The organism is Kiritimatiellales bacterium, assembly GCA_041656295.1.
Taxonomy (GTDB): domain Bacteria; phylum Verrucomicrobiota; class Kiritimatiellia; order Kiritimatiellales; family Tichowtungiaceae; genus Tichowtungia.
In genome coordinates this window covers 135,603-156,448 of record JBBADV010000003.1, presented here as the reverse complement: position 1 = coordinate 156,448, position 20,846 = coordinate 135,603, and the positions used below count along the sequence as shown (strand labels likewise).

The following is a 20,846-nucleotide window of genomic DNA, read 5'->3' as shown; positions in this document are numbered from 1 at the left end:
AAATGAGTAATAAATATATTTTCCATTCACGGATTTCGGAGCATGATTTCCGGCGTATTATCCGCTACTTTTCGGTGGATATTGAAGCATCGAAGATGGCTGTTCTTGCCGGGCTGAGTCGTAACACAATCAACCGGATTATTTCTGCGGTACGCCGGCGGATCGCTGAATGCTGTGAACTGGACAGCCCGTTTAAATGCGGTGAAGTCGAATTGGATGAAAGCTGTTTCGGTGCCCGGCGTGTACGAGGAATTCGCGGTCGTGGCGCGAAAGGAAAAACCATCGTGTTTGGACCGATAAAACGAAGAGACCGGGTCTACACTCAGATTGTTAAGAACTGTTCTGTAAAGGAGTTACTTCCTATTATACAACAGAAAGTTGATGCAGAATCGATCATATATACCGATGGATTTAAAAGTTACGATGGCCTGGTAAATTTCGGTTACCGGAAGCATTACAGGATTCATCATGGGAAGAATGAATTTGCTGCCGGACGAAATCATATCAACGGTATTGAAAACTTCTGGAGTATGGCCAAGGTCCGGCTTTCAAAGTTTAGAGGGATTCACAAATCAACGTTTTATCTCCATCTGAAAGAGTGTGAATTCCGATTGAATCATCATCACGAAGACCTCTATCAGATACTGTTAAAAATGTTCAGAAAACGACCCATTAACTTGTCTTGAACCAAAATTTTTATAGAAATTGAATATCGGGCTTTCCGGAGATATAGATATTTACTCCCGGGATGCCAGAACGGACTGACTTTACAGCGATCCGGTTCAAAAGTCCGCATAACTGCTTCATTTGACGTGTTGACCGGAACCATCGTTTTCGGCAGGGAGTAAGGTTTTGCCGCCATTGCGTTTGTAGCAAAACCGGGTTTTACACGATTTTAACAGCCGATGATTGCTGCCGGGCTGATGTTATAATTGTCGTTTGCATTCGTTACTCAACCCCCGTACGGTCTCTCAAATACGGCTGTTCCGGTACAAGTTATAGCACTGTGAGCGTGTTGAGGAATTCCGGCGCTGAATTTGATATGTAATTTTTTATGAAATTTTCCTTTAAACAATTTTTCCGCTCATTACATTGGTGAACCTTTAAATGAGGGCGTGATGGCCGAGAGGTTAGGCACGGGTCTGCAAAACCTGCTAGAGCGGTTCGATTCCGCTTCACGCCTCCAGATTTTTAATTGTAAGGAGAAAAATTATGCAGGCACCTGCTGATCTTTATTACGCGGAAACGCATGAATGGCTCAAACTGGAAGAGGGAGTTGCGATTGTTGGAATCACCGACTTCGCTCAGAACCAGCTTTCTGATGTCACATTTGTAGAGCTGCCGGACATCAGCCGCGAAGTTGAAGCCGGCGATGAAATTGCCGTTGTGGAATCCGTTAAAGCCGCATCTGATATTTATGCCCCGGTGGCCGGAACCATTATTGAAGTGAACAGCGATCTTGAGGATTCTCCGGATCTAATCAACTCCAGCCCGTATGAAGACGGCTGGCTTTTCAAGATTGAACTGCGTAAAGAAGAAGACGTTGACAATCTGATGACCGCCGAAGAATATGCTGAACTCTGCGAAGAGGAATAAACAGCGTACATATTGAAAACAAAAAAGGACGGTGCTGCCGTCCTTTTTTTTTGGAATAGCGAAAAACTGGATTCAATTTTTTCCAGACATCGCCGGGTTTAAACAGTACGGTTTTTAACCATGAGCAGATTTAAACAGCGCTGCGAACGATGCCGCCGGTTTTTTTACCGGCTTGGCCACCTGTTTGTTTTTTCACTATTGCTCATCGCCGCACTGCTCTATTTCACACTGCGCGTAAACGGCCTGCCGGAATCTGCCGTTGACCGCGTGCGCAGCGCGCTGAATTCCGCCGGCGTGCCGCTGCAGTTCGATTCTATCCGGCTTACACTCCGGCGCGGCTGGCTGTTAGAAAACGCACGATTCTACGGCTCGCCGGACGAAGTGAAGCCGATGCTCAGCACACGTAAACTTTATATTACAACCTGGCCGGTCAACTGGAGTACATGGACGATGTGGCGGCTGAAGATTTCAGCGAAAGCTGTTACCGTATCGCCGGGGTATGCGTGGGACGAAATTTTGTCGCCGGAAAATCCGTTCAACACCATCTCCACGCTCGAAGCATCGCTCTATTATGAACCGGGGCGCATTACACTCCGGCGCGCTGCAGCGCAGTGGGGCGGCATAAATTTCCGCGCCGGCGGCACCGTAGCGTTTTCCGGCAGCAAAATAACGGAAGAAAAAATTCCGCCGGACGCGAAAATCGTTGCGCGCCGGTTTCAGCGCAGTACCGCCCTTGCCGCCGATGCGCTGAGCCGCCTGGCATTTGAACGCGTGCCGCAGATTTTTGTCGAGTTCGATATCAACACCATGCAGCCCGAGACATCCGTACTTACCGCCGCGCTGAATGCCGAACGGCTTGTCTGGAATGAACACCGCTACCGCACATTCGCCGGCGCATTTAATTTCAGCAATCAGGTGTGGACGGTTTCGCAACTCGATTTGCTGCAGACCGACGGCTCCGGCGTCCGTTTGCATGGTACATTCGACACGGTTTCCGAAGAGCTCACCGGCACGCTGGATGCAGATATTTCCGCTCCGGATTTTCTGCCGCTGCTGTCCGACAACCTGCGCAGCCAACTGAACACTGCCGGAATCGTGCTGTTCGGCCATCTCGATTTTTCGGCAGTCGCCGGACCGGCACCGCTACCGGAGGTCATTCATTCGCTGTCTGCTGATCTCCGCCGGATTTCTGCACGACGTGATGATCTGATTATTCATTCACTCGCCGCGCAGCTGATGTACAAGGATGATCAGCTTTCCGCATCCAACATCACCGCCGCTATTAATAACGGCATCGCATCCGGACAGTTCACAATGAACACCGCAACACGGATGCTCGCAGCACATGTTCACACTAAACTTCATCCGGCAGCGATCAGTCCGCTCTCCAGTCTGAAGCTGCGTCATTTCATCAACCGCTTTACGGTTACAGATGACAATATCACTACAGATCTGATAATCACCCACGCCGGCGTTTCAAATTCGCTCACTGTCGCCGGCACCATCAGTGCCGGGAATTTCAGCTGCGCCGGCGTTCCTGTTGAAACACTGCACACGGTCATGCTCTACTCCAACAATACCGTGCGCCTTGACCCGCTAAAGCTTACCCGCGATACCGAATACTTTAACGGCATGATTGACATTGATTTCAATGCCGACATCGCGCACTTTGATGCCGTCAGCAGCTTCCCGCCGCCGGACGTTGCACAGATTATCGCGCCGGATGTGCAAACGCCGCTGAACTGTTTTACATTTAACGGCGCCGTGACTGCTGAAGCATCCGGCACTGTTGATTTCGGTGCTGAAACCAATCACGCATTCGCCGGAAGCGTTCAGTTGCACGACGTTCATTACGAACAATTCAAAATTGATTCGTTTCGCAGCGATGTTGAAGGACGCGGCACGCAGCTCATCTTTCATAATGTTTCCGCCGGGGCGTATCACGGCACCATCGCCGGCTCTGCCGATTTTGATCTGTTCGCCGCCGACGGCCGCCTGCCCTACCGCGCCAGTGCGCGCGTTGCCAAAGCGGATGTCCGGCAGCTCATTCCGGCGTTCACGGCCGGTGTGCATCCGCGCACACACGGCGATCTTTCCGGACATATCAATTTGACCGGCGATGCCGCCGCCGGATTCTGGGACAGTGTCGCCGGTTACGGTCACGTGGATATCATTGACGGACATCTTGCTGATCTGCCGCTGTTCGGCGGACTCGCGCGTTTAATGCAGGCCACCGTTCCGTTCTTCAATATTTTCACACTCACCACACTCTCCGGCGACTTCACGCTGCGAAACGGCGCTCTGCACAGCGAGAACGCGTATCTCGGCGGTACGCTTTTCAGTGCAAACGGACGGGGACAATGGACGCCGGAAAACGGGCTCAACTTCATCGTGCGCGCCGAACCGCTGCGTCAAACCGCCGACGATCGCAACTGGTATAATGTCGCCGGCTGGTTCGTTGAAGCGCTGAAAAAAGGAACCTCGCCGCTCTTCCGTATTCTTGAATTCGACCTCACCGGTCCGCTCGAACATCCCGACTGGCAGCTTTCCAATCTGCCGCGCTTCCGCTCCGGCCCGGAATAGAGGGAAACCTCCAAATACAAAATAAATCCGCCGGCGGAATTTTTTAAATCTGGTCTGTTTCGTGCTGAAATATCCGCTTTATATCAGCGTTATCCGCGGTTAAGCACCCCGCTTGAGCAAGGCGGCATAGGCGCCGTCGGTGCCGGATTTCGGCGGGAAAAGGCGTTTGGCTTTAGTAACGCGAAACTCCGGATTGGCGCGCGCCCAGCTGTTGACCATCTCCTCGTTCTCTTCCACTTCAAGACTGCAGGTGCTGTAAACCATCCGCCCGCCGGGCTTCACAAATTTTGACATCGCGGTGAGAATCCGGCGCTGTGTGCTCTTAATCGTTTCAATCCGCTCGCGCGTAAAGCGCCAGCGCGCATCAACGCGCCGGCGCAGTACGCCGGTGTTCATGCACGGCACGTCGAGCAGAACAGCATCGAACTGTTTATTTTTTTCCGGAAATCCTTTAGCGGCGTCGCCCTTCACAATCTGCACAAAATCCCAGCCGGTGCGCGTGAGCGTCTCCTTTAATGTATCGAGCCGGTCATCATGCACGTCCATGGCGTAGAGTTCGCCCGTGCCTTCCATTAATCCGGCGATCATCGCGGTTTTACCGCCGGGTGCGGCGCACGCGTCGAGAATCACTTCACCGGGCTGCGGGTCGAGCAGCTCCACCGGAACCGCTGTCGCCGGATCCTGCACGGTGAACCATCCCCGGGCGTAGCCGGGCATGTTCGGCACGGCGACGCCGCGCGGCAGTGTGAAAAATGTTTCGAAGCCGGATGCCGGATGCAGCGTCGCCTTGATTTTGGCAGTCTCAAGTTCCTGCGTAAATTCGGGTACTGTGATGCGCGCCGGTTCAACGCGGATAATGGTTTCCGCCGGCAGGTTATTCCATTCGCATAACAGACGCGCATTGCGCTCGCCATACTGTTTTGTCCAGCGGTGCACGAGCTGTTCGGGATGTGACAGGCGAATATAATCGGGCTGATGTTCAAGGTTTTTCAGAATCGCTTCGCGCTCGTCCTGCACGTTGCGCAGCACCGCGTTAATCATACGCGACACGCGCATAGCATCTTTGTGGCGCCGGTTTTTCACCACATTGACCGTTTCGTGAATTGCGGCAAACTCTTCCACATTGTCCATGAACAACAGCTGATACACTCCGGTGTGCAGCGCCGCGAGCGGAAAGTTTTCGGGGCGGCGGCTGACATATTTCTGTTCGATATATTCCAGCGTCACTTTGCGCCGGACAATGCCGTAAACCAGTTCGGTAATAAATGCGCGGCCGGATGTCACCTCTGCCAGCTGCCGGTCCGGAAAACTTTCGTTTTCCAGCCAGCGGGCAATAATTCCGGTGGCAACGGCGCGACTGTCCGGTTTACTGTGCTGCGGTTTTCTTATCATCGGGCGTGCAGTGAACCGGAAAGCGCCGGCGAATGAAAGAATAATGAAAAATACATTTTCATTATTCCATTGTTCCGCTGCTACATTATCTTTGTTGCATAAACCTGTTAAATATTTTTGTTTCAGGAGTTTTAGTTATGAATCTTTTTCCCGGCGCCAATACAATTAAAATCCCGGTGCGTGAACTGCTCTGGCCAGACGGCGCACCGTTCGCCAAAGGCAGTGCGCCAGACGACCAGCCTGCAATTACAATTTTCAGACCGAGTGCCCGCACCGTTTCCTCCGGTGCCGCTGTTATTATTTGCCCCGGCGGCGGCTATCAAATGCTGGCCATGAATCACGAAGGCGTGGACATTGCACACTGGCTCAATCTGTTCGGCGTGACTGGAATTGTCCTTGAATACCGTATGAGTCGCGGCGGTTATCAGCACCCCGTTCCCTTGCTCGATGCACAGCGCGCAATCCGTACCGTCCGTTCGCGGGCGGCGGAACTCGGCATCGATCCGGAGTGCATCGGCATTATGGGATTTTCCGCCGGCGGACATCTTGCGTCGTCCGCCAGCACGCATTTCGATTCCGGCGACGCATCCGCCGCCGATCCGGTTGACCGCGCAAGCTGCCGTCCCGATTTTATGATTCTGTGTTATCCGGTGATCGCATTCGATGAAGCATTCACTCACAAAGGTTCGCAGAAAAACCTGCTCGGCGAAAATGCCTCGCCGGAAACGATTCAAAGCATGTCGACCGAAAAACAGGTAAGTGCCGCCACACCGCCGGCATTTTTATTTCATACCGATGAAGATACCGGTGTCCCGCCGGAAAACAGCATTGCATTTTACCTTGCACTGAAAAAACACAACATCCCGGCGGAGCTGCACGTCTATCGCAAAGGCTCGCACGGACGCGGTATGGCGCAGGATATCGACGGTACGCGCGACTGGCCTAACAGACTAAGAACCTGGCTGAACGTCCAGGGATTTCTGCGGTAGGGACGCTTCGATGAAGCGTCCGCGGCGGCCTCATCGAAGCCGCCCTACCAAATTTTTCACCAAAAATAGGCGTACAGCGCGAGTATTGCAGCCACGACAATAATGCCGGAGATGAGCGCACCTTTGGACGGCGTAAGATCGACGGTTTTCTCTGCCTGAATTTTTCCAGGATGCGCCGCCGGTTTAATCAGCGTGATTATTGCCATAACGATAAAAACAATCCCCGGACAGATCGCCATCCGGTTCAGGAAAGCGAGTTGCGGTAGGTAAACTTTTAACAGTTGATACGCAACCGGGTTGACCAGCAATCCGGCACCACCGCCATCGCCGGCACTTCTTTAATGATCAGTCCGAAAACAAATACGCCGAGAATTCCAGGAAAAAACAGTCCTGCCGTTTTCACTTGCACACGGTATACGCCTTTTTACTGCGTCTTATGCATCATAGTTTAACAGTCTGTGCCATTCCTGCAGCGAGCGCACAGGATCTTCGCCGGCGATGCGCGCGGCAATTCCCTCGGCGGCGGCGAAGGCCGCAGCCACGGTAGTGATGTACGGCACATAATGTTTGATGGCTGCTTTCCGGATGTAGGAGTCATCATAGGCGCTCAGTTTTCCGGACGGCGTGTTGATGATAAGCTGAATCTCCCCGTTTTTAACGGCATCCACAATGTTCGGGCGGCCTTCGTGCATTTTCAGAATGCTCTTCGCTTCAACACCGTGTTCTTTCAGGAACGCGGCGGTGCCGCCGGTGGCGATCAGACCAAATCCGGTGGTTTGCAGGATACGTGCGGCTTCAATGAGTTTTTCGGAGCGGTCGCGCGGCGAGACGGTAAAGAGTACACTGCCGCTCATCGGCAGCATACTTTTTGCACCCTCTTCCGCTTTATAGAACGCGAGCCCGAACGACGATGCCATGCCGAGCACTTCGCCGGTGGAACGCATTTCCGGCCCGAGCACCGGATCGACTTCCGGAAACATCGAAAAGGGCAAGACCGCCTCTTTGACGCCGTAATACGGCACGGTGCCGCGGCTCAGCGTGAAGTCGCTCAGTTTTTTGCCGAGCATAATTCCGGTGGCAATGCGCGCCATGGAGAGTCCGCAGACTTTCGAGACGAGCGGCACGGTGCGCGATGCGCGCGGATTGGCTTCGAGCACATAAACGGTGTCCTGGCAAATTGCGTACTGAATGTTCATCAAGCCGGTAATGCCCATCTCCCGCGCGATGGTGCGCGTGTATTCATAGATGGTATCGATGTGTTTGGCGGGAATGCCGACCGGCGGGATGACGCACGCGGAGTCGCCGGAATGAATACCGGCCTGTTCAATGTGTTCCATGACCGCCGGCACAAACGCATCAGTGCCGTCGGCGATGGCATCGGCTTCCGCTTCGATGGCGTTTTCGAGATATTTATCGATGAGAATCGGGCGGTCGGGCGTAACGCCCTGTGCGGCGGCCATATAGGAGCGCAGCATCGGTTCATCGTAAACAATCTCCATGCCGCGTCCGCCGAGCACATACGACGGGCGCACCATGAGCGGATAACCGACGCGGCCCGCAATCTCCACCGCTTCGTCCACCGTAACCGCCATGCCGCTCTCCGCCATCGGAATTTTCAGTTTCCGCATGACGCGGTCGAACTGGTCGCGGTCTTCGGCGAGATCAATAATTGCCGGCGGTGTGCCGAGAATGTTCACGCCGGCCTCCTCGAGCTGGCGCGCAATGTTCAGCGGCGTCTGTCCGCCAAACTGACAGATCACACCGAGCGGTTTTTCTTTATTATAAATCTGCAGCACATCCTCCACCGTGAGCGGTTCGAAGTAGAGGCGGTCGGAGGTGTCGTAGTCGGTAGAAACGGTCTCCGGATTGCAGTTCACCATCACGGTTTCATATCCCATTTCGCGCAGCATCAGCGCGGCGTGTACGCAGCAGTAGTCAAATTCAATTCCCTGTCCGATGCGGTTCGGTCCGCCGCCGAGAATCATCACTTTTTTCGGATTGGTTGAAACCTCAACGCTGTCCGGCGCGTTGTAACTTGAGTAATAATAGGCCGCATCGGCGCCGCTGACCGGCACCGCATGCCAGCCCTCCACAATTCCGGCGGCGGTGCGCTGCGCGCGGATCTCTTTCTCCGGCACGCCGAGAATTTTAGCCAGGTAGGCATCCGCAAAGCCGTCTTTTTTTGCCGCGGCGAGCAGATCGTCCGGCAGTTTCCTGCCTTTATGGGTGAGAATTTTTTCTTCCAGCTCCACCAGTTCTTTCATCTGTTCAAGGAACCAGTGCTTGATCGCTGTTTTCTTGTGGAGCTCTTCCACAGTCGCGCCCTTGCGCAGTGCTTCGTACAGTACAAACTGGCGCTCGCTGGTCGGGAAGGCGAGTTTTACCATCAGTTCATCGAGCGACAGCGCATGGAAGTTTTTAACAAAGCCGAAGCCGTAGTTGCCGTTTTCAAGCCCGCGAATAGATTTCTGAATCGCCTCTTTATAGGTTTTGCCGATGCTCATCACTTCGCCGACGGCGCGCATCTGCGTGCCGAGCCGGTCTTCGACGCCTTTAAATTTTTCGAATGCCCAGCGCGCAAATTTAATCACGATGTAATCGCCGGAGGGTGTGTACCGGTCGAGCGAACCGTCGCGCCAGTAGGGAATATCTTTAAGCGTCAGCCCGCCGGCGAGCTTGGCGGAAACGAGCGCAATCGGAAATCCGGTGGCTTTTGAAGCAAGCGCCGACGAACGCGAGGTGCGCGGATTAATTTCGATAACAACAATGCGGCCGGTTGCCGGATCGTGCGCAAACTGAACATTGGTTCCGCCGATCACGCCGATGGACTCAACAATGGCGTACGCCGCTTTCTGCAGCCGGTCCTGCAGCTCCTGAGAAATCGTGAGCATCGGCGCGGAGCAGAAGGAGTCGCCGGTATGCACGCCGAGCGGGTCGATATTTTCGATGAAGCAGACGGTGATCAGCCGGTTTTCTTCATCGCGCACCACTTCAAGCTCAAGCTCCTCCCAGCCGAGAATACACTCTTCCACCAGAATCTGATTCACGCGGCTCGCCGCAATGCCGCGCATCGCCACCGCGCGCAGCTCTTCGAGGTTGTAAACAATTCCGCCGCCGGTTCCGCCCATCGTGTACGCCGGACGGATCACCACCGGATAGCCGAGTTCCGCCGCCGTCGCCTCCGCGTCTTCTACCGTATACACCGCCCGGCTGCGCGCCATTTCGATGCCCAGCCTGTCCATCATTTTCTTAAATTCGATCCGGTCTTCTCCGCGCTCAATCGCTTCCAGATTCACGCCGATCACCTTGACGCCGTACCGTTCCAGCACTCCCTGTTTCGCCAGTTCCATAGAAAGGTTCAGTGCGGACTGTCCGCCGAGATTCGGCAGCAGAGCATCGGGGCGCTCTTTCGCGATAATTTTTTCGAGCGTATCCACATTGAGCGGTTCAATATAGGTGACGTCCGCCATGCCCGGATCCGTCATAATCGTCGCCGGATTTGAGTTGACGAGCACAATGCGGTAGCCGAGCTCGCGCAGTGCCTTGCACGCCTGTGTGCCGGAGTAGTCAAATTCGCAGGCCTGGCCGATAATAATGGGCCCGGAGCCGATAATCATGACCGTTTCAATATCGCTGAGTCTGGGCATTAAGTACTCCTTAAATATGCTGTGTTATTATTCGTTAAATTTTGTTTTTCAGTGACGAGTGGCCGGTGGAAAATTTTCCCCGCGAATATCACGAATTTTCGCGAATGAAAACGGGCTGGATTCGTGTTTATTCGTGATATCCGTGAGCAGTTTAAAATCCGTATTCATTCGTGATATCCGTGGTTTCTTTTTTACGTTCTTTTGCGATTCCTGAATTCTGTATCCCGTATCCTGTTAAATTACGCTTCGGTTAAAAAAAGCTGGTGTCCGGCAAACTCCGGATCGCTCGTCACATTCACGCCGAGCCGCCGCAAACCGGCTTCATCGCCCGACGACGGCATGTGCGACAGATGCACCTCGCACCCGCGCAGCTCCGGCACCTTTTCTAAACACATTTGCGCCGCCGGATTCGACGCCGCACTGACGCTCAGCGCAATCAGCGTCTCCTCCAGATCCAGGCTCGGCGAACGCGCCGCGAGCAGATCCTGCTTCAAGTGCCGGATCGATTCAATCACCACCGGACTCAGCAGCAGCATTTCGTCCGGCATACCGGCGAGAATTTTCACGGCATTCAGCAGCATCGCCGAGGCCGCGTGCAGCAGCGGCGAATTACAGCCGGTGACCATCTCCCCGTCCGGCAGCTGCAGCGCCGCACCGCAAAAAATGCCGTCGCGGCCCTTGCCGGATGTTTCAGCGCGCACCGCCGCCCGGCGCGCCGGAACCACCACCGCACGGTCTTCCAGCGCCACGCCGGCGTCCCGCATCAGTTTTTCGACGCGCGCCACCGTTGACAGATCGGTTGCGCCAAGTGCGTATTCGCATTGATACCGGAAGCAGCGCCGGATAATTTCCTGAATCGCCGCCGCACGCACCACCTCGTCATTCACAATCGCACAGCCGGCGCGGTTTACGCCCATATCCGTCGGCGACTGATAAACACAGGCGGCGCCGGTGATTTTTTCAAAAATCTGTTTCAGCAGCGGAAATGTCTCGATATCGCGGTTGTAATTCGTCGCGGTTTGGCCGTACGCCTCTAAATGAAACGGATCAATCATATTCACGTCCGCCAGATCCGCCGTGGCCGCTTCATACGCCACATTCACCGGATGATTCAGCGGCAGATTCCACACCGGGAACGTCTCGAACTTCGCATAACCGGATTCGATGCCGCGCCGGTAGTCATGGTAAAGCTGATTCAGACAGGTTGCCATCTTGCCGCTGTTCGATCCCGGCGCTGAAACCACCACAATCGGCTTGGCCGTTTGAATATACGGATTCGTGCCGAAACCCGCTTCACTCACAATCCGGCTTACGTCCGCCGGATAACCGTCGATAGCCTGGTGCACATAGACCGGTACACTGCGCCGTTCCAGCCGGTTGCGGAACTGCATGGCGGCGGGCTGATTGTTAAAGCGGGTAATCACAACACCGGCGATGGAGAGACCGTGATCGCGCAGATCGTCAATCAGACGCAGCACATCCACATCGTATGTAATGCCATAATCCGCGCGTATTTTTTTGCGCTCGATGTCGCCGGCATAAATACAGAGGATCAGTTCCGCGCGCTCTTTCAGGCGCTGCAGCAGGCGCAGTTTCACGTGCGGATCAAACCCCGGCAGCACGCGCGCCGCATGATGGTCGCAGACCAGTTTGCCGCCGAATTCGAGATACAGCTTGTTCTCAAACTGTTCTGCGCGCTCGATAATATACCGGCTCTGCTCATCCAGATAGCGCTCATTATCAAAACCGGTTTTATCCATTCGTAAAAAATATCCTTCCTGACCTGCAGGTCGGGAAAATACGCTATCAGTTAAAAAATCGTGTATCAAAAGAAAAGTGATGCCGATATTCAGCACCGCAGAATTTAATAACAAAAACGCCGGCTTTTTAGGTTTCGGCGTACAAACCGCACCGTTATCATCACTAAACTCGGCGCCCTCCGCTTTACCCGCAGCGTCGCCGTCGAAATTACACGGGCAAAATAATGTGCACATTTGTGGTTTTTTGACGGGATTTACCGGATTCATCAGGATTTCGTACAAGAAAACCAAATGTGTTCGCGGTTACTTTAGTTGCGTTCTATGTGTTCTTTCGCGGTGAATAAAATCCTGTCGATCTGCTCAATCCTGTCGAAACTCACCGCTCTATTCGCCCCTCTATACTTTCCCGCCCGCAAAAACTGAAATCGCCGGTCATGATTCTTGAGTTTATAACTCCTGCAACGTATCATAAACCAGTATGACAAAAATTAATACGACTGAAGAACAGATCTTTCTTAACGAGCTCGACAAAAAACTCTGGAACGCGGCGAATAACGTTATCCCGCTCCTGATGTCATTGAAAATCACGCGCATATCCTCGTTAAGGAAAGATTGAATATTTCTATGTAGTTTGTAGATTTTTAAGGAAATATATGAGTACAAAATTTTTCAATAATACTGCAGAAAACACCCTTTTTAATAATGTTTTTCGCCAGCATAGCAAAGCAAATCTTTGGTTCGGTGACCCCGAAAAAGCAAAGCAAATTTATACACAGGAATTTATTGATGATATTTGCGATGCTGGATATTCAAATGAGATTGAAAGTGGTATCCTCCAATTCATTGAAGATGTGAAAAGCGGGCGCCTTGAAATGCGCATCCATCCATCAAAAACGCTTCATGCCAAATTCTATCTTTGTATTCCAGAAAAACATGATGAGCACTCTGATGGTTGGGTGATCATGGGATCATCTAATATTTCTGATGCCGGGTTGGGGCTCACCCCCGATGTTCATTATGAGTTGAATGTCGCTATGAAAGATTATGATGACGTAGCTTATTGCAAAACTGAATTTGATCGGCTATGGAGTCAGGGGATTCCGTTTGCAAACGAAGATATAGTCTCCTCTGTTTCAAAAACTCACCTGGGGATTCAACCAGCTCCTTTTGAACTTTACATGAAGGTGCTCATTGACACCTTTGGCGAGCAGGTGGAAGACGCGTTCTCTCTTGCACTCCCTGAAGGATTTAAAGATCTGGCGTATCAACGTGATGCTGTTATCCAAGGATATCAAATGCTTTGCCGCCATCATGGATTCTTTCTTGCAGATGTCGTTGGACTCGGGAAAACGGTCGTTGCCGCTATGATCGCCCGGCGGTTTGTTGAAGCTAACGGAAGACAAACAAAAATTCTTGTTGTTTATCCTCCTGCTGTTGAGACTAACTGGAAAGAAACCATCAAAAATTTTGACCTCAAACGGCATACGCAGTTTATCAGTAACGGCAGTTTGTCCAAAGTATTAAAAGAAGATGGCAATTACAGCTCTAAAGAAGAATTTGATCTCATTATTGTGGATGAATCTCACAACTTCCACCACACGGATAACACCCGGTTTAACGATCTCCAAAAAATCTGTAAAGCCCCTCGTTCTAATCCTGGTAATTTCGGAGAAACTCATGGCACACGTAAAAAGGTAATGCTTCTTTCTGCTACCGCCGTCAACAACGAACCGGATGATTTGCGATCCCAGATTTTACTTTTTCAAGACGCGGCCCGTTCCACCATCGAAAATGTGCCAAATATTAATTCTTTTTTCGCGCCACTTTCAGAGCGATACAAACGCGCCATGCGTGATCGCAACGACCCAAACAAGTTTGATCCAAAAAAAATTGATGCCATTTACGAAACTATTCGTCGTGTTATTCTTGAACCTGTTACTGTCCGCCGCACCCGACAAAATATTTTAAACGACCGCGATTATGCTGCCGACCTGAAAAAGCAAGGTGTTGTCTTCCCTGATGTTTCCGCCCCGGAAGTCCTCAATTACAAACTCGACCTGCCGCTTGAAATCCTCCTGTTAGAGACACTTTGGGTTCTTACGGCTCAACCAATTTATCGTGACAATCTTGCTGACCTCAATGCACCAATCCCTGCCGACACGGTTTGTGCCTCTTATGCACGGTATCGCGCTATTGAATTCCTCGACCCCAAATACCAATCCCGCTACCCCAACGCCAAGCAGATTTCTGCTACCCTCCAGGGCATCTACCGCGTCCTGATGGTCAAACGGCTCGAAAGCTCTTTTCACGCCTTTCGCTGTTCCCTTGAAAACGCTATCAGAGGTATTGACCAGATGTTGGAGATGTTTGCTTGTGACAAGGTGCTTATTGTGCCCGATGTTGACATCAGGTCATGGCTCGACCAAGGCAAAGAGCTAGATGATATCATCGCCAAGCTGATAGATGAACGTGGCTACACCGAATCTGATATCCTTTACCAAGCCTCGGATTTCTCCCCGGCCTTTATTGACATGCTCCATGCCGACAAAACCGTCTTTGAGGGTCTCCTGACCCGCTGGCGAGACGTCACCATTGATCCCAAACTCGATGTCTTTCTCGATGCCCTGCAATCCCGCCTGACAGCCCAGCCCGAGAACCCCTCCGGCAAACTCGTCATCTTCTCTGAAAGCCTCGACACCATCGATTACCTGGGTAGAAAACTTACCGAGCACCTCCAGCGCAACGACATCCTTGTTGTCTCTTCCCAAAACCGCGACCGTCGAAAAAACGATATCCGCCGCGCTTTCGACGCCAACCTTCCCGCCGCCGAACAGGACAACCGCTACAACATCATCCTCTCCACCGATGTCCTCTCGGAAGGCATCAACCTGCACCGGGCCAACACCGTCATTCACTACGACACCCCTTGGAATGTCGCCCGCCTGATGCAGCGTATCGGCCGCATCAACCGCATCGGCTCTACGGCACCCGCTATCCGCAATTTTACCTTCTACCCCTCTGACCAAGGCAACCGCGAAATCGGACTTTACGAGAACGCCCTCATCAAAATGCAGGGCTTCCAGTCCGCCCTCGGCGAGGATGTGCAAATCTTCTCCCGTGACGAGATTGTCAAGCAGTTCACGCTCTTCGACCGCGATGTCAGAGATGATGTTGATGAAACCCTCGCCCTCTTGCGCGAGATCCGGGCGTTTTTTGCCAAAGACCCCGCCGCTTACAAACGCATCAAGGCGCTCCCCCTCAAATCTCGCTGCATCCGCGCCGGGCAAAAAAATCACTCTGTCGCTTTTATCAAAGCCGCTGGTCGCATCCAGTTTTACGACGTAACCGCAGCATCACCAAAACCCATCACCTTTCTCGACGCCGTCAAACACCTGCGGGCAGATCCCGACGAAAAACCGCTCCCCTTTGCGCCGCCTGCCAGTGATAATCATTACACGGATGTCGCCGCCGCTCTGGCCGCCTTTGACGCACCCGCCTGCGGCGGCCTGGCCGTCGACCACCCCACCACTGCTGCCAGCAGAGATCGCAACTCGCTGATGGCTGACAAATTCCTGCGCACCTGCCTGCGCTGGGCAAGCAGTGGCGACCTCCCCGCCGATCTCGTCCCGGTCATCAATGCGCTGCAAAACGACCTCGCCGCCGGTATCCACACGCAACTCCCCAGCAAACTCGTCGCCCAGACGAAACAGATCAGCGAAATCGCTGCCCAACCGACACCCGAGCAAGCCGCCCAGCTCCCCGATATTCTCAACCGCCTCCATGACGAATTCGCGCCCAGGCAACACGCCACCGCCGCTGCAGACGATGCCCAGGACGCTGTGATCGTAATTTCTGAAACCTTCGTAAAAATGGCACAATAAGGATGATTCACCCAAAAGAGTGTTATAAAGAGTCTAATAACCTCACCGAATTGGGTACGATCCTTTGAATCATGTTTTTCAAACCTGGCAAACAATCCGTGAAAATCATCCGATTTATATTTACTTTCACGGATAATTCGGGGATGGTTCTTGACGGTGATTAACAAAACTACAAAATCGAAAATAGAAAAACTCGCCGCCCAATACCGCGAACTCGCCCCAACGCATGAGCAGATTCTTCACGACATAGCCATCGCGGAGATTCCGGAGTCCGTCTATAACTCCAACGCCATCGAAAACTCCACGCTCACACTCAAGGACACCGAGGACATCCTTCTCCGCGACATCGTCCGCAAGGATCGCGATATCCGCGAGATCTACGAGGCGAAAAATCTCGCAAAAACCACCGAAGACCTGCTTGCCGACACCACCCGCCCATTGACCATTCCGCTCATTCTTGGTTGGCATAACATGCTTCTCACCAACATTAACAACGATTACGCCGGACGCTTTCGCTCCGGCAGCGAGTGGGTGCGTGTGGGCTCTCACATCGGCGCCAACCCCGCCTTCACCGCCTCCCTGATGGAAGAACTCGTTGCCGGTTACAACACTCCGCCCGCCGGCAAAAAAAATAACCACGCCCCGTCAGCCGATGCCTGGTTTCTCGACCGCATTGCCTGGTTTCACGCCGAGTTCGAGACCATCCACCCCTTCTGCGACGGCAACGGGCGCATGGGGCGCATCCTCATCAACCAACAACTCCTGCGCCTCGGCTATCCGCCCATCATCATTCAAAACAAAAGCAAACGCATCGACTATTATCCGCACTTTGACCGCTACCGCACCACCGGCCGGGCGGATGGTTTTAGCGCACTCTTTGCGCTCCTGCTGTGCGAAGCCCTTCACAAACGCATCGCCTATCTCACCAGCCGCCGTATCATTCCGCTTTCCGAGTGGGTGAAAACCGCTGGTCTCAACGCCCCCTCCGTTTTAAACAAAGCCAAACGCCAGACCATCCCCGCCTTCCGTCTCCGCGAAAAATGGATGATTGATGCCGACTACAGTTTGGAGAAGCAGCCTTTAATAAACCACACCGCCGACAAGCCCAATAACTCAGAATCAGGAAAAACCACATGAAAACTCTTGAACTACTGCAAAACCGATCTCTGCAAATACCATTGAATATCTCCTGGTATCTCTCCGACCTGGGGCAATCGCAGGGACTTCAGGAACTTTACATCCGCCAATCTCCGCAAAGACTCAAAACCTTGCGTGAACATGCCATCGCTCAAAGCGCCATCTCGTCCAACCGCATCGAAGGCGTGCAAATCGAGCGTAGCCGTGTTGGCACCGTCGTTTTCGGCAACCCACCCCTGAAAGATCGCGACGAGGAGGAGGTCGCCGGCTATCGGGACGCGCTTAACCTCATACATGCCGAACCACGCCTCCCCCTTTCAGAAACCAACATCATGCGACTCCACAAACTCTGTCGCGGCCAAATCTGGGATGCAGGCAAGTACAAAGAGAAGCCAGTAGACATTATCGAACTGTTGCCCAATGGCGAACGGCGCATTCGCTTTCAAAGCGTCCCGCCATCCGAAACGCCCAGCCAGCTTTGCCGGAGCATCGAACTTTGGGAGACCCTCTCCGTAGAACGTGGCGTTTCAGCTCTCATCCTTTTGGCAGCCTTCAACCTCGATTTCCTCTGCATCCACCCCTTCCGCGATGGCAACGGCCGCGTCTCCAGGCTGCTCCTGCTCCAGACTTGCTATCTTGCCGGCATTGAGGTCGGACGCTACGTCAGCCTTGAACGCCTCATCGAGGAGCACAGAGAGCGCTACTACGAGACCCTTGAACAAAGCTCACATAGATGGCATCAGGGTAAGCACGACCCATGGCCATACATCGGCTATCTGTTATTCATCATCAAAAAGGCCTACGACGAGTTCGAGCAACGCGCTGGAGCAATCACTGCCCCACGGGGTGAGAAAACCGCTTTTGTTGAAGCTGCCATCAAACGGCAGACTGAAGAATTCCGTGTCTCTGACCTTCAAAAGGCATGCCCCGGCGTCAGTCTCGATTTGATCCGAAAAGTGTTGAAGCACCTGAAAGGGACGGAAGTTGAATGTCTGGGACGCGGGCATTCCGCTCGCTGGCGAAAATTGAATTAGGTATTACCCATTTAAATAGGTATTGAATTAGGTACTAACTGAAAGTTTTTTTATGAGCTACACCACCGACCAACTCAAACAACTCTTCTCCAATTCGTTTAACAATGAACAATGGACAACCTTCCTCCACGAATTTTTCGGCGCGGATACGCTCTACACGCACCCCAAACCGCTCGGCAGCAGGGACGGTGACGACGGCTGCCTGTTAGGCGAGTTTACCACCGCCGACCACTACAAGGTCGGCCCCTTTCGCTTCGATATCACCAGCGGCTCCGTCCTCCGCCGCAAATCAGGCCTGCGCGCCCTTGCCGACCGCTTCTTGCGTAACCACGGCTTTGACTCCGCCATCGCCGTCTTTCACGAGACCGGTTCCAACCGCTGGCGCTTCTCCTACATCTGCGATATCAAAGACGTCGACACCCACCCCAAACGTTTCACTTATGTCTTCGGCGCTGATGCCCAGCAATATCGCACCGCCATCGAACGCTTCATCATGCTCCAAACCGTCGGTATTTCTCACAAAAATATCCTCGCTGCCTTCGCTGTTGAGGCCATTGCTAAAGAGTTTTACACTGAACTCTTCGCCTGGTACGAATGCGCCCTGAAGCAAGTCCGCTTCCCTGCCGACATCATTGCCGACGATTCCCGGCGCAACGCCGAGCCAGACCATCCGCCTCATCTCCCGCCTCCTCTTCTGCTGGTTTCTTAAACAGAAAAACATCATCCCCATCGAATTTTTCGACAAGGCGCAGGCCGACCACTGGCTCAACTATACCGACGTGACCGGCTCCACCTATTACAAAGCCATCCTGCAGAACCTCTTTTTCGCCACGCTCAACCTCGACCCCAATGAAGCACGGCGCGCTTTCATCAACGACAACCGTAACTATCAAGTGATCGGCGTTGAAGGCTACCGCTACAAACGCTTCTTCAGGCCCGGCATGGCCGACCAATTCATCAACACCTGTGCCGCCATCCCCTTCCTCAACGGTGGTCTTTTTGAATGTCTCGACAAAAACCGCGAGGACCGAGCCAGCGTCCGGCGTCTTGACTGCTTCTCCAACCGCAAGGAGAACGAACCGCTCCTCGCCGTCCCCGATACGCTCTTCTTCGACCCGCAGAGAGGGCTCTTCCCTCTCCTCAACCGCTACAACTTCACTGTCGAGGAGAACACCCCGCTCGATCAGGAAGTTGCGCTCGACCCCGAGCTGCTCGGCAAAGTCTTTGAGAACCTCCTCGCCTCCTACAACCCCGAGACCGGCGCGACCGCCCGCAAACAGACCGGTTCTTTCTACACACCGCGCGAGATCGTTGATTACATGGCCGAAGCCGCTATTGCCGCCGCATTGGGAGAAAGGCTCCCGAATAAAGATAAGAAGACAGGAGAAAATGGGGACAAAGGTGCCAGCGTCCATAGTGAAGCATCCCTTGCTTCTGCCTCTGCACGCGAAAAACTCTTCTCCCTCAAAATTCTCGACCCCGCTTGCGGCTCCGGTGCCTTCCCGATGGGCATCCTCACTCGGCTGCTCGAAATCCTTGGCCCCAAGCCTGCCGAGCGTTACGCCACCAAGCTGCGCCTCATTGAAAACTGTATCTACGGCGTGGACATCCAGCCTATCGCTGTCCAGATCGCCAAGCTCCGCTTCTTCATCTCCCTTGTCTGCGACTGGCCCGACGGGCAGACACCGCCGTTACCCAACCTCGAAAACAACTTCGTCTGCGCCAACACGTTGGTCGGTAAAAAAAAGCAGGCCGTTGCCACCCTATTCGACAACGCCGAGATCGAAAACGTGAAGAAGGAACTGAGCCAAGTCCGCCATGATCACTTCTCCGCCCGCCACACCTCGCAAAAGAAGAAACTCCGCAAGCGCGATGCCGAGCTTCGTGCCCGCCTCTTTGTGCTTCTCTCAGAGAACGACCTTTTCGCCCCTGAAGATGCCCGCCAACTTGCCGCCTGGGATCCTTACGACCAAAACGCCACCTCCGCCTTCTTCGACCCCGAATGGATGTTCGACGTCAAAGACGGTTTTGACATCGTTATCGGCAACCCGCCGTATGTCCAACTGCAAAACAACGGCGGTGCTCTGGCAAACCAATACAAAGACCTCGGTTTTGAGACATTTGAACGCACCGGTGATATATACACCCTCTTTTACGAACGTGGATACCAATTCCTTCGGAAAGGCGGACATCTTTGCTATATAACATCCAACAAATGGATGCGCGCGGGATACGGGGCGAGTCTGCGTCAGTTCTTCTCGCAAAAAACGCATGCCAAAACCCTAATCGATTTCGCCGGACAAAAGATATTCGACTCTGCCACCGTGGACACAAATATCCTTCTTCTGGAGAAAACAACACAGGAGCAAGATACCCTCCCAACTAGCGCTGTTATTGCCACCGATGATTGTCGTGAAAATTTGAGCCTTTTTGTGCGACACAATGCCGAAAAATGTTGTTTTAAGGGGGATTCTAGCTGGGTCATTTTGTCGCCAATTGAGCGGAGTATCAAAGAGAAAATTGAGCGTATCGGAACGCCACTGAAAGATTGGGATGTGAAAATATATCGTGGCATTCTAACGGGATGCAACGAGGCATTCATTATCGATGAAGCCAAGCGACAGCAACTTATAGCAGAAGACCCAAAATCTGCTGAAATTATACGACCAGATTTTCTAAATCACATTCACATACCAGTTGATGCCATGCTTTTTAAAGAAATAACTCTTTTAGTTCGCAACAAAAACCATAGTGCTATCAATAAAGTGTTTGCTAATTTTTACAACCTTACTAATGAGGAGCAAGTTTCTTTAGAAACAAATTAAAA

The 20,846-nt window shown here is 52.9% G+C and carries 14 protein-coding genes and 1 tRNA gene; 10 read left to right on the top strand and 5 right to left on the bottom strand.

The genetic code is table 11. From position 1 onward, the window contains the following. The first annotated feature begins 2 nt into the window (after positions 1-2). The 4 genes from WC959_02975 to WC959_02960 all read left to right on the top strand — a co-directional run bounded on the left by WC959_02975 (position 3) and on the right by WC959_02960 (position 4,179). On the top strand, positions 3-686 hold the full coding sequence (locus tag WC959_02975) for an IS1595 family transposase (GenBank protein MFA5688099.1): 684 nt from the start codon (positions 3-5) through the stop codon (positions 684-686). Positions 687-1,112: 426 nt separating this feature from the next. Then, positions 1,113-1,186: transfer RNA gene (locus tag WC959_02970), tRNA-Cys, on the top strand. 26 nt (positions 1,187-1,212) lie between these two features. Continuing rightward, the gene (gene gcvH / locus WC959_02965) at positions 1,213-1,596 is read left to right on the top strand and encodes a glycine cleavage system protein GcvH (GenBank protein ID MFA5688098.1); all 384 of its coding nucleotides are present in this window, start codon (positions 1,213-1,215) and stop codon (positions 1,594-1,596) included. Between the two features lie 120 nt (positions 1,597-1,716). Beyond that, positions 1,717-4,179, top strand: coding sequence for an AsmA-like C-terminal region-containing protein (locus WC959_02960; protein ID MFA5688097.1), 2,463 nt, complete (start codon positions 1,717-1,719; stop codon positions 4,177-4,179). Positions 4,180-4,278: 99 nt separating this feature from the next. Here the strand turns inward: WC959_02960 and rsmB are convergent, their stop codons facing one another. Then, complete coding sequence (gene rsmB / locus WC959_02955; protein MFA5688096.1) at positions 4,279-5,571, bottom strand: 16S rRNA (cytosine(967)-C(5))-methyltransferase RsmB; 1,293 nt, start codon at positions 5,569-5,571, stop codon at positions 4,279-4,281. Between the two features lie 137 nt (positions 5,572-5,708). Here rsmB and WC959_02950 point away from each other — a divergent pair, with 137 nt between their 5' ends. Continuing rightward, complete coding sequence (locus tag WC959_02950) at positions 5,709-6,560, top strand: alpha/beta hydrolase (GenBank protein MFA5688095.1); 852 nt, start codon at positions 5,709-5,711, stop codon at positions 6,558-6,560. A 56-nt stretch (positions 6,561-6,616) separates the two neighbouring features. Here the strand turns inward: WC959_02950 and WC959_02945 are convergent, their stop codons facing one another. The 4 genes from WC959_02945 to WC959_02930 form a co-directional block, all read right to left on the bottom strand. Then, complete coding sequence (locus WC959_02945; GenBank protein ID MFA5688094.1) at positions 6,617-6,766, bottom strand: hypothetical protein; 150 nt, start codon at positions 6,764-6,766, stop codon at positions 6,617-6,619. 68 nt (positions 6,767-6,834) lie between these two features. Further along, entirely contained in the window at positions 6,835-6,969 is a 135-nt protein-coding gene (locus WC959_02940) for a hypothetical protein (GenBank protein ID MFA5688093.1), read from the bottom strand. A 25-nt stretch (positions 6,970-6,994) separates the two neighbouring features. Next, positions 6,995-10,207 (bottom strand): carbamoyl-phosphate synthase large subunit, encoded by a 3,213-nt coding sequence (carB, locus tag WC959_02935; protein MFA5688092.1) that lies wholly within the window; start codon positions 10,205-10,207, stop codon positions 6,995-6,997. Positions 10,208-10,446: 239 nt separating this feature from the next. Next, positions 10,447-11,967 (bottom strand): DUF1846 domain-containing protein, encoded by a 1,521-nt coding sequence (locus tag WC959_02930; GenBank protein ID MFA5688091.1) that lies wholly within the window; start codon positions 11,965-11,967, stop codon positions 10,447-10,449. 653 nt (positions 11,968-12,620) lie between these two features. Here WC959_02930 and WC959_02925 point away from each other — a divergent pair. From WC959_02925 to WC959_02905, 5 genes are all read left to right on the top strand, one after another. Continuing rightward, positions 12,621-15,848, top strand: coding sequence for a helicase-related protein (locus WC959_02925; GenBank protein ID MFA5688090.1), 3,228 nt, complete (start codon positions 12,621-12,623; stop codon positions 15,846-15,848). 156 nt (positions 15,849-16,004) lie between these two features. Further along, complete coding sequence (locus tag WC959_02920; GenBank protein ID MFA5688089.1) at positions 16,005-16,985, top strand: Fic family protein; 981 nt, start codon at positions 16,005-16,007, stop codon at positions 16,983-16,985. Further along, a complete protein-coding gene (locus WC959_02915) occupies positions 16,982-18,019 on the top strand; it encodes a Fic family protein (GenBank protein MFA5688088.1) in 1,038 nt (345 codons plus the stop codon). The genes WC959_02920 and WC959_02915 overlap by 4 nt, the downstream gene beginning before the upstream one ends. 52 nt (positions 18,020-18,071) lie before the next feature. Continuing rightward, positions 18,072-18,728 (top strand): hypothetical protein, encoded by a 657-nt coding sequence (locus tag WC959_02910; GenBank protein ID MFA5688087.1) that lies wholly within the window; start codon positions 18,072-18,074, stop codon positions 18,726-18,728. Further along, complete coding sequence (locus WC959_02905; protein MFA5688086.1) at positions 18,652-20,844, top strand: N-6 DNA methylase; 2,193 nt, start codon at positions 18,652-18,654, stop codon at positions 20,842-20,844. Before WC959_02910 ends, WC959_02905 begins: the two co-directional genes overlap by 77 nt. Positions 20,845-20,846 lie beyond the last annotated feature (2 nt).